At 37.3% G+C, this 17,353-nt stretch carries 14 protein-coding genes and 1 pseudogene; 3 read left to right on the top strand and 12 right to left on the bottom strand.

All coding sequences use genetic code 11. From position 1 onward, the window contains the following. Positions 1-65 precede the first annotated feature (65 nt). The 4 genes from pseC to KKC91_01060 form a co-directional block, all read right to left on the bottom strand. Positions 66-2,162 carry a UDP-4-amino-4,6-dideoxy-N-acetyl-beta-L-altrosamine transaminase gene (gene pseC / locus KKC91_01045; protein MBU0477144.1) on the bottom strand — a complete coding sequence of 699 codons (2,097 nt, stop codon included), beginning with the start codon at positions 2,160-2,162 and terminating at the stop codon, positions 66-68. Further along, positions 2,162-3,199 carry a UDP-N-acetylglucosamine 4,6-dehydratase (inverting) gene (gene pseB / locus KKC91_01050; GenBank protein MBU0477145.1) on the bottom strand — a complete coding sequence of 346 codons (1,038 nt, stop codon included), beginning with the start codon at positions 3,197-3,199 and terminating at the stop codon, positions 2,162-2,164. The genes pseC and pseB overlap by 1 nt, the downstream gene beginning before the upstream one ends. A 25-nt stretch (positions 3,200-3,224) precedes the next feature. Then, positions 3,225-3,710, bottom strand: coding sequence for a hypothetical protein (locus tag KKC91_01055; protein ID MBU0477146.1), 486 nt, complete (start codon positions 3,708-3,710; stop codon positions 3,225-3,227). 93 nt (positions 3,711-3,803) lie between these two features. Next, positions 3,804-4,178 (bottom strand): PilZ domain-containing protein, encoded by a 375-nt coding sequence (locus tag KKC91_01060; protein ID MBU0477147.1) that lies wholly within the window; start codon positions 4,176-4,178, stop codon positions 3,804-3,806. Between the two features lie 99 nt (positions 4,179-4,277). Between KKC91_01060 and KKC91_01065 the strand changes: the two genes are divergently transcribed. From KKC91_01065 to KKC91_01075, 3 genes and pseudogenes are all read left to right on the top strand, one after another. After that, a complete protein-coding gene (locus tag KKC91_01065) occupies positions 4,278-5,870 on the top strand; it encodes a hypothetical protein (protein MBU0477148.1) in 1,593 nt (530 codons plus the stop codon). Next, the gene (locus tag KKC91_01070; protein ID MBU0477149.1) at positions 5,843-7,306 is read left to right on the top strand and encodes an NAD(P)/FAD-dependent oxidoreductase; all 1,464 of its coding nucleotides are present in this window, start codon (positions 5,843-5,845) and stop codon (positions 7,304-7,306) included. Before KKC91_01065 ends, KKC91_01070 begins: the two co-directional genes overlap by 28 nt. Further along, positions 7,306-7,416 (top strand): annotated as a pseudogene (locus KKC91_01075) (divalent-cation tolerance protein CutA). Before KKC91_01070 ends, KKC91_01075 begins: the two are co-directional and overlap by 1 nt. A 127-nt stretch (positions 7,417-7,543) precedes the next feature. Here KKC91_01075 and KKC91_01080 read toward each other — a convergent pair. The 8 genes from KKC91_01080 to KKC91_01115 all read right to left on the bottom strand — a co-directional run. Then, positions 7,544-10,036, bottom strand: coding sequence for a hypothetical protein (locus KKC91_01080; protein MBU0477150.1), 2,493 nt, complete (start codon positions 10,034-10,036; stop codon positions 7,544-7,546). Between the two features lie 22 nt (positions 10,037-10,058). Then, positions 10,059-10,967 carry a hypothetical protein gene (locus KKC91_01085; protein ID MBU0477151.1) on the bottom strand — a complete coding sequence of 303 codons (909 nt, stop codon included), beginning with the start codon at positions 10,965-10,967 and terminating at the stop codon, positions 10,059-10,061. A gap of 31 nt (positions 10,968-10,998) precedes the next feature. Then, entirely contained in the window at positions 10,999-11,688 is a 690-nt protein-coding gene (locus KKC91_01090) for a prepilin-type N-terminal cleavage/methylation domain-containing protein (GenBank protein ID MBU0477152.1), read from the bottom strand. A 32-nt stretch (positions 11,689-11,720) separates the two neighbouring features. Continuing rightward, positions 11,721-13,397 carry a metallophosphoesterase gene (locus KKC91_01095; GenBank protein ID MBU0477153.1) on the bottom strand — a complete coding sequence of 559 codons (1,677 nt, stop codon included), beginning with the start codon at positions 13,395-13,397 and terminating at the stop codon, positions 11,721-11,723. A 33-nt stretch (positions 13,398-13,430) separates the two neighbouring features. Continuing rightward, positions 13,431-15,329: a DUF4838 domain-containing protein gene (locus tag KKC91_01100; GenBank protein MBU0477154.1), complete on the bottom strand. Its 1,899-nt coding sequence runs from the start codon at positions 15,327-15,329 to the stop codon at positions 13,431-13,433. A gap of 5 nt (positions 15,330-15,334) precedes the next feature. Continuing rightward, complete coding sequence (locus KKC91_01105) at positions 15,335-15,721, bottom strand: hypothetical protein (GenBank protein ID MBU0477155.1); 387 nt, start codon at positions 15,719-15,721, stop codon at positions 15,335-15,337. Positions 15,722-15,749: 28 nt separating this feature from the next. Further along, entirely contained in the window at positions 15,750-16,916 is a 1,167-nt protein-coding gene (locus KKC91_01110) for a Xaa-Pro peptidase family protein (GenBank protein MBU0477156.1), read from the bottom strand. Next, on the bottom strand, positions 16,903-17,353 hold a 451-nt coding region (locus tag KKC91_01115; protein MBU0477157.1), incomplete at its 5' end, for a substrate-binding domain-containing protein. The genes KKC91_01110 and KKC91_01115, both read right to left, overlap by 14 nt.

A 17,353-nucleotide genomic window follows, 5' to 3' on the forward strand; every position in this document is an offset into this window, starting at 1 on the left:
TCCATCTATATGGGATAGTATTTCCAAAGCCAGATTTTGCAACTTCTTCATATAAGGGTTTACTCTTATTGAGCATATTTTTTTAATCCGTTAGTTAAGATATCTATAACATATTTTATATCGCTATTTTTCATAGCTGGATACAAAGGAACACTTATTTCTCGCTGATAAAAATCTTCCGCCAAAGGACACAAATCCTTTTTAAAACCAAGTTTTTGATAATAGGGATGTAAGTAAACCGGTATATAATGCACCTGAACGCCTAATCCTGCTTCTCTTAATTTACAAAAAATTTCTTTTTTCTTAGCTTTATATTTATCCCTTAGTCTGAGGGGATAGAGATGCCATGATGATTTAGCATAATCTTTTTCAACTGGTAAATCAAAATACTCATTATCCTTAAAGGCATTATTGTATCTTTTTACAATCTCTCTTCTTCTCTCTACAAATTTATCAAGTTTTTTCAACTGACTAATTCCTAATGCACATTGAAAATCAGTGAGTTTATAATTAAAACCAAGCAATTGTTGCTCGTAATACCAGTCGCCTTCCTTTTTATTCTTAAACTCGTTTTCTTCCTTGGTTATGCCTCCGACCCTTAACATCAAAAGTTTCTTGTATAAATCTTTTCTATTGGTTAAAACCACCCCTCCCTCACCAGTGGTAATGCTTTTTACCGGATGGAAGCTGAATACAGTCATGTCAGAATATTTGCAGGAACCAATTCTTATGTTTTTATACTCTGCTCCTAACGCATGAGAAGCGTCCTCAATTACAGTTAAATTATACTCTTTGGCAATACCTTGAATTCTCTCCAAATCAACTGGATGACCGCCAAAATGGACAAGGATTATCGCCTTCAGCTTAGATTTGAGATTTGAGATTTGAGTTTTGAGATAATATTCAATTCTACATGGATCAATGTTTCCCGTGTCTCTCTGAATATCGGTGAAAACCGGTTTTCCTCCGCAATATAGAATGCAGTTTGCAGAGGCAACAAAGGTTATAGGAGAAGTTATTACTTTATCATCTGCTCCTATTCCTGCGGCGAGACAGGCAATGTGAAGAGCTGCTGTACCGCTTGATACACTAACTGCATACTCAGCGCCAGTATATCTGCAAAGCATATCTTCAAACTCTTTAATTCTTGGACCCTGAGTAATCCAATCAGACCTTAATACCTTAACAACTTCCTTAATATCGTCCTCCTCAATACTCTGCCTCCCATATGGAATAAAATCATCTCTGCGCTTAATTTTTTCTGGAAGAGATTTTTTAAAATCTCTAAAAAAAGATTCTATGGACATACCTATTGTAGGAAGAACACAGTTCAACTTACTTTCAAGCTTATCAACATTAAGAGTAAGTTTTTTCCCTCTTTTTGCTTTAAACTTAAACTCATCAATAGAGATTGGCTTGATTAAAGACTTATTCAGATTAAAACGATTTGCTATATGCGCAGCAAATTCATATTTTGATAAAGAGCTTTTACTTGCGCAGTTATATATCCCCGTCAAATCCTTATCAATTATCCTGTCCAGTATTCTGGCAAACTCAAATGTATATATTGACGAAAAACATGCATCTTTAAAACCATTTATATGTCTATTATTCGATAACTCAGTTAATATCCACTCAGCTAGGCTGTCTTTATCCTGGATGTTCCATCCAAATAAATTTGTTCTTAAAATTAGAGAATTGAGCTTTTTCAGAACTATCTGTTCTCCTCTATATTTAGTTAACCCATAATAATTGCGTGGATTTACAGCATCATTCTCTGAAAAATTGCCCTTAATACCATCATAAACAGAGTCCGTTGATATATATATTAATTTAACATCATTACTTTTAATACTGTTTGTTACAACCTTTGTTCCAAAAACATTTATTCTATCTGTCAATTCTCTATTCATTTCGCAAAAATCTATATCTGTAAGCGATGCACAGTGAATTACCACATCAGGCATAAATTCATTGACTGTCTTATTAAACAAAGTCGCTGATATAATATCTGCTCTTTTAGTTCGCACGTTGTCAATAATAACCGGGTGTGAGTTATACATGCCCAATATGTTATATTTATCCTTAAAATAATATGCCAGATTATTTCCAAGCAAACCACTAACACCTGTTATTAGAAGTCTCCTTTTATTACTTTGCATTAGCTAATACCTTCCATAGACCAGCGTGATTTTTCAATTGCATAATCATCAGAAATTTGCCTTATAATATGTTTGAGATCCTTTGTTGTCATCCAATCAGAGTTGCTATCTGATGTGTATTTAAATCCATCCGGACAGAGTTTCCCAGCATATGCCTTATAGTCAAGAAGCTCTTTTTTAGATGGAACACGCGACATGCTGATATAATAATCCTTAAACTGTACTGTATTGCGCGCATCATCATCCCCTATCAGGGTTTCATGAAGTTTTTCGCCCGGGCGAATTCCTACTATTTCCTGTTTGCAATCAGGAGCAACGGCTCTGGCAAGATCAACAATCTTCATAGAAGGAATCCTGGGCACAAATATTTCCCCACCTTTGACTCTTGACAAGCACATAAGAATAAAGTGAGCGGCTTGATCCAGAGTAATCCAGAATCGGGTCATGCGCGGGTCAGTAATGGGCAATACACCTATTTTTGCCCTTTCTTTGAAAAACGGGATCACTGACCCTCTACTGGCAAGAACATTGCCATAGCGAACTGTTGCAAATTTAGTATTATCAAAGCCACTATAAGCATTAGCCGCTACAAACAGCTTGTCTGAGCACAGTTTTGTCGCTCCATACAGGTTTATTGGATTACATGCTTTATCTGTGGATAGAGCTATTACTTTTTCAACATGGTTACACAGCGAAGCATCAATAACATTCATAGCTCCTAATACATTCGTTTTTATAAATTCCCCAGGATTGTATTCTGCTGTTGGCACTTGTTTTAATGCTGCTGTATGAATAACATAATCGACCTGATGAAATGCCATGATTAATCTATCCCTATCCCTAACATCCCCCAAAAAATATCTGATACATGGATATTTTCTTTCATTCCACCTCTGTGCCATTTCGAACTGCTTTAATTCGTCTCTACTAAGTATAATCAGCTTTTTAGGTTTATAGTTTTTCAGAATAATCTGTACAAGCTTCTTTCCTAGCGAACCTGTTCCTCCTGTAATAAGAATAACCTTATCATTTAGCATCTTAAGTCTCCTGTGTATTTGTTGGTTATGGTAAAAATTTCAAAAACCCTTCCACCTTCGCAGACAATTTTCTGATACCTGCAATTTTTTGTTTATATATATGTGTAATTTTTTTATCCTCTTTATTAAGCTGTTTCCCTGCGCTTTGAAGCATTTCATCTGCTCTGGATAATCCATCATCTACCTCTCTTGTCCTTTTTGTTAATCCTTCTTTAAGACGGTTTTTAATTATTTCCAAAATATCTTCATTCGCTTTATAAAAATTACGCCTGCTTCCCTTTACCCATATCTTTTTTACTGCACCCCATCTTTCAAGTACGCGAATATTAACACTCACGTTCCCCTTGCTTACTTTCAGGACGTTTGTGATTTCATCAAGTGAGACCGGGTCACTGGAGATATAGAGCAGCGCATACATCTGACCAGCAATTGAATTCAACCCAAGATTTCCTGCCATGCTTCCAGCAATTTCAATAAAATAGTCGCGTACTTTTTCTATTCCTGGATTCATAATAAAATACCCTTATGTTTCTTTGCGTTTAGAATGTTCTAAACATAGAATAAGATAAAATTTGGTGGGTGTCAAGGGTTTGTTTGAAGATTGTTACAGTTTGTTGCTCAAATTCTTTGCAACAATATATGAGAATATTTTATTTCTTGTGCTTTCTAATAGGTTGGAGAATAATATGGCTATATTATATTTGCCTTTGTGTTTGGATAGTTCTGTACGAACAACAACGCCGTTGCAGTGGACACGGAAGAACTCACCCCTTGATGGAAAAGTTGTTGGAATTAACATATTTAAATCAAGCTTTGTCATTAAGGAAATTTTTTTATTTACTTCACAATAGATGCCTGAGCAGCTGATATTATCAACCTTTGTCCTTACTGCTTCAAACCCATTATCTATCTCTGCATGAAAATCGGCTTTAGCTCTCGGGTATTTTCGTCTTTCCGCTCTTCTTTCAGATATACTCATAATTAAACAAATTTCGTTTTCTTATCCTTAAAATCATTATAACATTTAATGCATAATCTGCCAATTGTTTTTCTTATAATCCTAATATATAATGAGTAAATGACTGTTGTTCGAAAAATTACTGATTATAAAAGAAAAGCCCTTAACTCACTTTTAAGCGATAATTCTATTTTTATAGGGTTGGTAGTCTTAAGCTTTTTATGTATTGGACTTCTGAATATTCTAACTCATGAAATGTGGCGGGACGAACTACAATCCTGGCTCATTGCCAAGGATAGTGTCTCCATTATGAACCTGTTTAGCAATTTGAGATACGAAGGACATCCTGCGTTGTGGCATATATGCCTTTACTTATTCAGCAGGTTTACAGCTCAGCCAATTGTAATGCAATTCTTTCACTTACTATTAGCTGCAACAACAATATACATTTTTACAAGATTTTCGCCATTTACAAAGTTACAAAAGATATTATTTGCTTTTGGTTACTTTCCTCTTTATGAATACGCTGCCATAAGCAGAAATTATGCAATGGGTGTTCTGTTTATCTTTTGCTTCTGCGCAGCGTTTCGAACCCGTACCAAAAACTACCTCGCTCTATCCTGTATTCTGTTCATGCTTGCTCAAACAAGTGTCTACGGCTTAATGATCGCTATCTGTTTTGGATTTACGCTGATCATGGAATATGTTCTCGATAGGAACCTGCGGAAATTATTGAGCGCAAGAAGAACGGAACTTGTTATCAGTATGTGCATATTTATTCTTGGCATTATAATTACGGTTCTCCAACTTATCCAGCCCATTGACAGCGGAGGAAGAATCTGGGGAATGAATATTGATTTAAGACGCATCATACGTGTAATTACAATCCCATGGAAAAGTTATATTCCAATTCCAGAGTTCATGAACACTAAATTTATTGTTTCTACAATACTCCCTTCCCGGATCCCTAGTGCAATCCTATCCATCATTCTGTTATGTTTCTCTCTTCTGCTTTTTGTACGAAAGTCTGTTGTGACTTTTTTATATATTTCTGCAACTATTGGGCTTCTAATTTTTTCCTACATTATACACTTTGGTGAGTTAAGACATCATGGACACCTGTTTATCTTGTTTATTGCATGTTTATGGATCTCAGATTATTACACTGATATAGAATCAAAATCGCGATTATTTAACAATCTGGCTAGGTGTTGCGAAAAATACAAAAATAGGTTTATTGTGGTAATTTTATTTATCCATCTCATCTTTGGCCTCGTTGCAAGCGGTGTGGATTGGTTTTACCCATTTTCTGCAGGCAAAGAAACAGCAAAATTCATCAAAGATAAACAAATGGATAATATGTTAATGCTTGGAGATATGGATTTTCCAGCATCTGTTGTGGCTGGTTACCTTAATCGCAAGATTTATTACACTCAGAGTAATAAATTCGGCTCTTTCATTATCTGGAATAACAAAAGAGGGGACCGCAGCGCCTATGAAATTCTTAAAAAAGCTCAGGAACTGACACTACAGAGAAAAGAAGACATATTGCTTATTATGAATTATGACCTTGATATATCCTCTGCTTTAAATCCTATTGTCAAAATTAAAGAATTCAAAAAAAGCATTGTGCCTAACGAGAAGTATTATCTATATCTCATGAGTTATGATAGAAGGGAAACATCATGTCGGATCAAAAAACAGCTATTATAATTGGAGCAGGTCCCGCAGGTCTAACTGCAGCTTACGAGCTGCTAAACAGAACAGATATCAAACCTATTATTTATGAGATGACAGAAGATATTGGCGGTATTTCCAAGACAATAAATTATAAAGGCAATAGAATAGACATAGGAGGGCACAGATTTTTCTCTAAATCTGACAGAGTTACGCAGTGGTGGCGGAATATTCTTCCCTCGCAAATGTTAACTCGTACCCGGCTTTCAAGAATTTTTTTCCTGCGAAAATTATTTGATTATCCTATTTCTTTGAATCTCAATACTTTTTCAAATCTTGGATTTATGCGAATTATTAAGATAGGTCTGAGCTATATCAAAACACGATTTTCTCCAATAAAAAACGAAGGATCTCTTGAAGACTTTTTTATCAACAGATTTGGCAAAGAACTATATCTTACATTCTTTAAAGATTATACAGAAAAGGTCTGGGGAATTCCTTGTAATAGAATTAGACCTGAATGGGGCAGGCAAAGAATAAAAGGTTTGTCTATTAGTAAAGCACTGCTCCATGCTGTGAAAAAACAGAAAAATACAGAGACCAGCCTAATTGGACAATTTATGTATCCTAAATTTGGCCCTGGTCAAATGTGGGAACAAGTTGCCAGAATCATTAAAGAAAAAGGCGGAGAAATATATCTAAAGCATAAAGTAATTGGTCTTAAGCACAATGATAATAAAATAGTGGAAGCTGTTGTAAAAGAGAAAACTACTAATGATCTGATAACTAAAACAGCAGATTCTTTTTTCTCAACAATGCCTGTTAAAGAACTAATACAATCTCTTCAGGATGGTGTACCACGAGAGGTCCATCATGTAGCCCATGGATTGATATATCGCGATTTTATAACGGTTGGCTTACTGCTAAGGAAGCTAAAAATAAAGAATGGAACTAAAATAAAAACTATTAATAATATTGTTCCTGATAACTGGATTTATATTCAAGAAAGAGATGTAAAACTTGGCAGAATTCAGATATTTAATAACTGGAGTCCTTACATGGTTAAAGATGAAAATACTGTATGGATAGGATTAGAATACTTTTGCAATGAAGGAGATGAACTATGGAATAAGGCTGATGAGAGTTTTGCCAAGTTTGCAATTGATGAATTAGCTAAAATTGATATTATAGAAAAAGAAGATGTGCTTGATAGTGTTGTCATTCGAATGCCAAAAACCTATCCAGCTTATTTTGGCACATATGACCAATTTCATGTGATCAAAAACTTTACTGATAAATTTGAAAACCTGTTTTTAATAGGCAGAAACGGTATGCATAGGTATAATAATCAAGACCATTCTATGCTTACAGCAATGGCTGCTGTTGAAAACATTATCAATAATATTAAATCCAAACACAACATTTGGGCCGTGAATACTGAAGATGAGTATCATGAGGATAACAAAGATTAGTCAAGAAGCTTCACAGTTACGATGTCCCTGAAATAATCGCCATGCCTATAATCGGTGGTAATGAAGAATACTTAAAATGGATAAACGAGAGCCTAAAAAGCAAGTTATAATTTTTCTTATTCTGATAGCAATGTTTATTATTTGAGTTTAGGAAGGTTGGTGAATCTATCCTGATAAAGGGAAAATAAGAGCAGTACAAAAGCGTAGATGTGGAGTTTCCACTAAATTAACAAAATTTTAACTTCGGTTATTTCTGTTCAGTTCTATAAGTAATCTCAATATCTTTATCCTTGCCTGGTCAATGAAGGAACGATCTTCTTTCTCAAGCCGGGTATTCTCTTCTGCCTTATCCACCACTTCTTGCGGTAGAGTTTCCAAAAAATGACTGGCTTTAGTGAGAAGGGGATTTTTTTGACCTTGCTTTTTCATTTCTGTTACTTTATCTTTAAGCATTTTTAGATATTGATAATCCTCTATTCCTTCCCGGGCTGCTTCCCAATGCTTGGAGATAGTAATGCTATCCGGAGCAATATAAACAGGAGTGCAACTTATCTTTCCCATGTCTGGATATTCATTCCAGCTGCTGGGATCGCCACTGGCTCCATAAGCCCAGAACATAGACCCAACTGCATTATGAAGGAAGCAGTGCCAGGGTTGAGCTCGATAATATCCAGTGGGATCAAGGTGAAGGGGCGAAAGACTACAACTATAGAACCAGAGAGTTTTCCCTTTTTGCTGAAGTTTATCGTAAAAATCTTCTAATCTCTGACCACCCTTGTAGTACGTACTGAGGAGAGGACAGATAATATCGCAGTAATCCAGTGTCTCTTTAGCAAAATTTATATCCCATACCTGTGTCCCGGTAGGATCGATAAATATAGAAATCTCTGAAGTGCCATTTTTAATCGCCCTTGCCCAGTCCAGAATAGCTTTAAAAGCAATCTCAGTATTAGGTTCATCTATTAAATGAATCCCAACCTGTCCTGGTTTTAATCCTATTTCTCTGTTATGCTTTGCCCAGGCTGCCGCCCATTGACTTACAGCTTTATTGAAAATTTGACTGCCTCTTTCTTTGCCGACAAAGGAACTAGTGGGGCAAATGCAAGCAAGCAGAATATAATAATGAGCATCCGGCCACATCTTCACCCACTCATCGAATTTGGAGAAGTCAGGAGCCTGAATAAGGTTTCCTTCTGCATCAATATCTTCCTGTTTTGGCCAGGGAATAGTCTTACTCTTGTTCCACCAGGAATTGCCCCAGGGAACATTTACGAAGTGAGTATTCATATCCTTAATGGCTGCTTCTCTATTTTGAGGGGTTATTCCTAAGAAAGATGATGGACATGCATCAACATAGTCGAACATGCCAAAACAGAAATCCGGCTTCTCCGGGAAAGAGATGGGAGCCAGAGAAAGTTGAAGAGGAATTTCTTTGGTTAATGTTTCGCATTTAATGAGGATGCTACCGTGATAATCCCCAGGCGAAACTTTTTTGGGATGAAAAGAGAGCCAGATTTGCTTGGTCATTCCAGAGGGAACTGCTGTGATATAGAAATTAGCTTCTTTTTCTATCTCTGTTAAAGCAGAGGCAACGACTATTCCTTCTCGGGTATCTACATATTCTACTTGATAAACTCGAACATAATCAGGATTTATCCCCTTTGGCAGACCCCTAATTTGAAACCTGGCTTTTATGTCTTCTTCTGAAGCATTTGTAAGATTAAATACTTCAGCACGGTATTCATTTTGCATCATTGTTACTTTTAGATTAGGAAAACTACCCATTGGTTCTTCGAAAAGAGTTAAAGGTACATAGCGGTGTTTATGCCAGAGAGAGAGAGAAGGGAAACCTTGGGCGGAAAGAATTTTGGCATGAAGTTTAAAGATTCTTCGATGCAAATGATTATAAGGAACAATGGCTTTGAACTCCTCCCATTGGTTTGGATAATCAGACTCTTTAATCTGCTTAGCGATACTTTCTGTTTCCTGGAGTGCTTTTTTCTTATTCTGAGAATGAAGTTTGGAGGTTTTTATCAGACTTTTTACTTCTTTGAGGTCTAACCGGAACCGACGACGGCAACCACTTTGTGTGAATTGCCTTTTACTTAATAGTCCAGCAGCAGTTACAGGTTCTCCAGAATAAGGAAGATTCAGAAAGGAGGCATCTCCTCGATAAACCTCAATCTCGTCACAGAAAACATAGTTATCGCTACTGGGACAAAATGGTAATAACCTGATGTAGCGTCCCTTAGTCTCCAGTTTATCAGTTTTGTAGCGGAAGGTTTGATGCACACCGGGTTTTGGTAAAGAGCATTCAACTAATTGTGTCAGGTCTTCTACCAGGAAAAATGTTTTGCCATCCTCGCTTGCTAAGATATAAATTGCCAATGGCCAATTCACTCCTGCAATACCGGCAGCGGTGCTAAAAGAGATGCCTTTTATTGGCTCTACCCTGCCTAAGTCAATCGTGATAATAACTTGCTTTCTTGGTCTACTAGTCCAGCCTACGGTAGTCTTCTGAGTCCAGAAACTACCAACTCCAGCTGAGTAGACACCATCGGTTAGTTGAGTCTTATCTCCGGTATCGGTACAATGAGGATAGTTCGGGGATGGAGAGAGACTATAAGGTTTCTGGAAGGCAATATTATTTTTATTTTCCTGAGCAAAAGCAACAGTAGAAATTAAAATCCCCAAAATACCACAAATAATTTTCGTAATTTTCCCTTTCATTTTTTCTTCAAATCCTTACTCTTTACAATATAGGTGATAATTTGATCTTACTGAGCATATTTGTGAGGTTCTCCAATGAAAGATCTATCTCCTTTTGCTCACGGAGAGGAATAGAACCTTTTTTCTTTATTCTTTCCACCTTTTTTTTAAGAGAGGCTATTTTTGCTTCTGCATCCTTTTTCATCTTTTCTGATTCAGGAGAAAGATTGGTAAAAGAAGCAATCTTATTTTCTTTTTCCTCTAAAGTTTTTTCCCAGAGACTTATCTTCTCACTAATTCTTTCCTTAGCAGGAGTCCATCTTTTCTCTATATCTTCTTCATAGGCTTCTTCCGTCGGAATTTCTCCCTCTATTTTAATGTCATCAACATAAACTACTATTCTTTCCCCTTTTTTTCCATAAAGGAAAATACCGATCCTATTTACATAGACACCAACATTTTCTTTTCCTACTGCCCAGCCCCCGCGGATTATCGTCTTGACTAATACCTGGCTAAACTTAACTAAATCTTTCTCTATCAGTTTCCATTCCCCTTTTTCCCCATAATCAAAACGCCAACACCCAGAACCGGCAGGACAAGTAACCCCTGCTCCTAAAGCAGCTCTACCAGTAGTCTCTTCTCCTAAAAAGATACGAGCGGAGAAGTTAAGTTTTCCTTCTGCTGGAACTTTTATTGGGATATACCAGTAGAAGTAACAGCTTTCATGAAAGGTTACATCAAGTTTAAAGGAATTCTTCCCGGAATATGCTTTTTCCTCTGTTAATCCTTTGAAGTCTATCGTAAGCTTGTGCTTACTAAGTGTCCATACCTTTACCGGGTCAGTCTTCTCAAAATCCTGGGTATAAAGAAAAGATTCTTTTTCTAACTCTTCTGCCCCTACTCCCTTAAAACCTAAAAGTAAAATCACTACTATCAAAATCTTCTTTAACATAATCTGTCTCCTGTTATTGTTATGGTTATTGTTATGGACGGGCATATGTTCCCCACATTCCATCTTTATTCTTTATCCAGTCATAGAGACTTATCCATTTCACATGTCCGTCAGCATATAGAAAGTTTGCCCCTTCATTGTGTCGGATGGAAAGCCTGTTGTAAATATCTGCCATGAAGCTATTGGTATCATTTATACCATCGCCATCCCGATCTGAATTAAGCGGATACTGAGTGGGATTGTGAATTGCACACGTCACAGCGTCTCCTAATAGAAAGACATTAGCTGGAACCTTATATAGCCTTCTTGAACCGTTCTGAGCTGATACTGGTCCCTGCCCAAAAACAACGTAATAGTTTGCTCCATAGCTAGCATCTGTTCCCGTAGAAGTCGGGCATCTAATGTAATCTTTTCCAGCGTATTCACTTGTTGTTTTCCCTAGATATGGACTAATTTCTTGATGCCAGAACAGGCAGTCACCGGAGGTCTCAAGATAAAAAGGAAGCCAACCATCATAATCATCAGCATACATTGTAAATGCCAGGCCAATCTGGCGAAGATTTGAAACACATTTTATCCGCCTTCCCATCTCCCTTGCCTTACTCAATGACGGAAGCAGCATTGATGCCAAAAGAGCTATGATGGCTATTACAACAAGCAACTCAAGCAAGGTAAAACCCAAAATTTTGCTTCCCCGGATTCTACGAATTTTACTAAACATTGTCACTCCCATCTTCATTTTATCATTTTGCTTTATTTATCACAAGTTGTAGGTATAACATAGCTTCTTTGAGGGTTGCGGTATTGGAATATTGCTGTCTTCCAATACACCTCCGGACAGCTCTTTTTAACCTCTTCTAAAGATACCTTTTTTGACCTAAATCCCTCTATATATAACTTATCTGAAATTGTTACCTTAGCATAATTCCCCCACCAAAACATCGCTGCGAAAGTGATATAATTAACACCTCCAAGAACAAGTTGTTTATTACAATGTTTATGCCCAAAAAAACAAGCTAACACCTTGCCGTCAGCCGTAAACATCTCTCTTAATTCCCATCCATTATGTATAAAACCAGCGTTGGTCAGCGAGGGCGGGACATATTCTCCTTCGACAGATTCAGGCGGCATGCAATGCAACTCTTCATGACAAAAAACCAATTTGATTTTTTCACGATTAGCTGCTAAGTCCTCTTTTAACCATGCTTTTTGCGTATCATCAATCCAGTACCAACCCCCTCCATCCTTACCTGCTGGCACTCCTGGCGGTCTCTTATTGTTTCCATCCAGAACAATAAAATGATACCTTTTTATATCAAACGAATAATATCTATGCAGTATCCTTGTATGGGCCACAACCTCATCTTTAGTAATATCTTCTGCATGATGAGTGGATTTATATAGATCTTCAGGTGTAATTTTCTCATCACCGCCTTCAAAGAATCCCATATCATGATTGCCTATTACAAGGTAATAAGGGCATGGTAGTCTTGAGAGAACAGAAGTATGATGAATAAGCCCTTTCAACTGACCGTCATGCTTTTCTCGAGTAGTTGGAACCTTGCCAAATCCGGGAGCGCCGCACTGTACCGCAAAATCTCCTAAGTCAATAACAAAATCCGGCTTCCACTTCATCATTGCATCAACATAATCCTCAAGAAGATCTTCGCGGGGCGGCATCGTCCTTCCCGGTAAATGAGGATCTGCGCTTACTCCAAATCGAACTGAACAGTCATTGTTAATTTCCTCCTTGCTCAAAGCTTTTTCGTAAATTCTAACTTCGTCAATGATGCCGGCAAAAAATCTGCTATTAGCTTTAGGCACAGTTCCAATACAGATTGTTCCTGTTATCATTGCTGGAGTGTGAGCTTTTGTTGTACTTGCTGGCTGAAGGATGCCGTTTATATATAATTTCAAGGATTTGTCTTTATTAAAAACTCCTGCGATATGATACCATTGATTTGGCAGCAGTTGACCACCAGCTATTCTATAGCCCTTATCCAAACTGGGGCAACCTTGCATGAATATGACCTTACCTCTCTGTAGTTCAATTCTCATATTTTCAAAAGACATCATACAATGGCTGCCTGTGGTAAGAGCAGGTTTAACCCAGAACCCCACTGTATAGCTGCTGTTTTTTATATTTCGTGTTATATTTTCCCCGCAATCAATGTAGTCATCTATTCCGTCCAACTTTAGGGCATAGCCAAAATCGCATTTGACCCATTTCGCTCCGTGAATTCTTCCATGATTGGAATTACCTGAGACATCCTCAGTTATACTTCCTCCCCCTCCATCAAAATTCCAGAACGCTATTAATCCTTTTTCTTCTCCCCAGCTATAACTGCCAAACCCAAGAAAAAGAAAACACATGGTTAGTGCTATAAAAATCTGCCCCATGATACTATTTCCTATTGATAATTTTTTCATCTCTCCCCCTTTTATTTTTATGTTATAGTTTTCTCATTTAGCCCTTTTTTGAACTTTATTAAGAAACATTCTTCTTCCCTTTTCAAGCGCACCTACAAAATAGCGAGAAAATAAAACTGTAGCGTCTTCATATCGCGTTCCTTTAGTAAGCTTAATAGCCTTATCAGCCAAGCTTCGATATTCTGCTGTTAATGATTCTGTAAAATATTTTTCGTATATATCGGATTGTATTGGAAAAGGGTCTGTTTTCTCTAAATTCATTTGTACATATTGTGATTCTATTGATTTTAGTATTTTCCCAATATACGTTGCTGCTGGACCATAGAAATTTTGCAAATAATCGTCTATAAGAACATCTATATCCAGCTCTGGATTCCATAGAAGCTTGTATATAATGTATCTGTTCAGATGTTCTAATATAATACCATCTCTATCTTCCTCAATAAAAACATATTTACCATATTTTGCAATATCTCTAAAATATTTTGAGAGAAAATGAGGCATATAAGAGGGAATACCTGCTTGTGAAGTTCCTCCCAACACTCCCAACATACGTGGTAAGTAATGAATATAATATATCAAAGAATTACTGATCATTCTGTGCCAACGTTTAACTAAATTTAGATACTTGTTATATTCTTCATGTTTAATCAAATTATAGATTTCACATGTTTTATAAGGGCAAATACCTACTATAATATTATCAGGAAGTTTTTTTAGTCCTTCTGGAATTTCTGTAAATGTCAGATATGCCAGACAGGTTAGCTTTTTTTCAGGGAATTTTTTTTCAATTTCTTTTCCGACACGCGCTACAAAGTTCCATATTAGTTTACTGTGTCGAGATTCAAAGGACGCCTTGTCATCTGTAAGCGATCTGCATTTCTTGCAATGACATGCAGCAAGATGATATGAATCATGGGGAAGCAGAGTAAATGTATCTCCATACGCTCCATATGGACTCCACCCCTTATTGTATTTATTATGCAAAGTTGAAATAAACGGTATACGCGACTGTACTGGCTTACCTGAAAAATAGGCTTCAATATCCTTAATTGTTTCTTCAAAGACTCCTTTCTCCGAATAGCAAAGATGCCCGCTAAATTCTCTTCTTGGAGAATGTTGTTTCAAATCTCTTTTTCCGTTTTTAGAAATTGCAAAATATTCTGGATGACTCTTACCAAAACGCTTTTCCCAAAAATGCCGATTAGGCCTATGATTAAAAGCCATCCACATGCTTGAAGCTCGCATACGTAACAGCCACAGACGATATTCCTTATCGCTCCATGCAAGATCTTTATACTCAGACGGAAATAAGACTTGTGGGAATAAAGCTTGGTTCTTCGATGGTAAATCTTTGGGTTTAGTCCACATGTTCGGTAAAACACACCGCAATGCAAAATGTGGTTCATCAGTAAATTTACGTGGTTTTACTGTAATATCCTTTCTGCCAGGCACAACCATACCCTTAGTTCCGGGGAAAAACCATCGGATACCAAGATGTTCCAAAAACCAATACACTCCATATAGTGTCCCGCGCTCAAAATCCCAGACTGCAGGTATAAATTCCTCATCTCTAATAGCATTGAAAGTAAAAAGGATTTTACTCTTTTTACTTTCATCATCTTTACCTGCTATAAAGACGGTCTTACTGCTAATATGTATTATATAACCATCGCGTTCTACAGAGTCAGGATCAATACCTGCAGTTCTTGACCATGGGCAATCTCCCAGAATTATTGATCTACCTTTCACAGGTTTTTTATTAACAATATCAAAATCATTACCAGTCATACGATCGAGAAAATATTTAAGCTCCTGCGCTGCAAAACGTACTGGTGCTGGCGCATTCTTGGCTATAACAATAACAGCATCCGGGCTTCCAGAACTGGAAATAATAAACCCTTTATTATTTTTGCCGGTTGGTTTCATCATGATTTTCATCCTCTTTTGTTCACAGGTTGGGCCATGGTACAATAATAAGCAAGATTTGGCTGACGCACGTCCAGTCTGCCAAATTGCACTACTATTTTCTGGTCACTTCTAATTCGAAGCGCATATTGCCCAAAGGGAATCTGATAACCTGAGACTGGTAAGGGCCTATCTAGTCTTATACAAAGAACTCTTTCTGCATCTACTTCAATAGGCAAATCCTTCTTTGACTTCTTATCCTCAAAGTAAACATCTATTTTGATGTTAGCTTCCCGAGATCCAGTATTTAATATTATAAGCGCTTCATGTCCTTCCAAATCTCCATCTCCTTTTGGCGGCAGATCTCCATCCGGTACCAACCATGTGAAATGTCCATCTCCAATATTATTTGTCATCTTCTCATCCTCATTTTTTATAATCCTTTTACTGAGCAAAGAGCTTGTTCATCTTTGAACTCAAGGGCACCGCTCCTTTTTCTGTGATTTCATACCCTGTTTCTATTCTTGCACCATTAAATTCCGGATGTCCGAAAAAACTCACATCAATACAGACAGCCATACCAGGTTTTAAGACATCATCACTATTTGGTCCGAAAAATGGTGATTCTGCTTCGTGTAGTCCTATAGTATGAGCAAATGGACAAACGAGATATTTTGAAAGTCCGTGTTTTCCAAAATAAGCACGCGCAGGAGCGTCAATTTCTTTTCCAACCTTTCCCGGAACAAGTTGTTCTTTAGTTAAGTTGAAAGCTTCTTTGAGGTAATTGAGGCATTCTTTCTGCTTTTTTGAATATACACCTGAAACAGGTAATACATCGCCAACAACACCTGCATAACCTCGAACCTTAGGAGAAATGCCGAGCATCACCATCTCTCCATCCTCTAGTTTTTTAGAACTTGCTGTTGGTACAACTGCGTTCGACCGTTTTCCACTGCCAACGATCGCACTAAATCCAAAACCACTAGCTCCTCGACTTCGAGCCGCATATTCTCCTTCAGCCGCGATCTCAATTTCAGAAATACCAGGTGCTATTTTCTTTTTCATAGCATCATAACAAAAATCAGCAAGCTTAAATGCCTGCCTGATTTGTTCAAGTTCCCAGGATGATTTTATGTATCTAAGTTCAACAAAATCCTGCGTTATATCCACAAGCTCAACACCTTTAAATCCATCTGTTATTTGCTTGAAACAGTCAGCAGGCATCCTTCCTGCTCCTACCAGTCCTACTCTTCTGACAGTTCCCAGTTTGGAATTCAGTTCCTCAAAAAGCATAGGGAAATCAATTATTGTGGCATTGGGATATTCTTCATCAGGAACCATAAAAACAGGGAAATTTCGCGTTTCGGTTATAGAACTATCAAGCTTCGCAAAGGGTTCACTTTCAGGACCACCAAGTAACATAGGCTCTCCTGTTCTTGGAATAAGCACTGCTCCACTTTCAAATTGTGGACACCATCCAGTCAAATACCAGCCATTGCCAATATTGAATTCATCATAATAAACCAGTGCCATATCCAGTTCTTTTTCCTTCAATAGCTCTCTTACTTTACTAATTCTCTTGTCAGATTCAGCCCTCTCAAGATACGCCATTTTGCCTCTCCTTTTGATTATTAACAGTACTTTCTCTCACTTCCAGTACAGGCACCAGCTTAATCCGACATGGTGACGATGTTTTTTCCCTATTATCTAGAAGATGTTCAACTGCTGTTCTGCCAAGCCTGTGGTAATCAAGAATAACAGTGGTCAGTCTAGGCATAATATGCATACCAACTGGCAATCCATCACATCCAGCTACAGCAATATCAGATGGAATATTTATCTTGCGTTCATGCAGTACACGAATTACACCACATGCCATCTCATCATTCGTAAATACCGCATCAAACTTAATTCCTTTATCAATAATCGAAGAGATCCTCTCATATGCAGCTTGTGTGGTAAAATCAGTCTCTAAAATAAGACTCTCATCAACTGCAATGCTGGATTGTCTGAGTATTTCTCTGTATCCTTGCTCAATTTCACGAGAA

The organism is bacterium, from assembly GCA_018812485.1.
Classification (GTDB): Bacteria; JAHJDO01; JAHJDO01; order JAHJDO01; family JAHJDO01; genus JAHJDO01.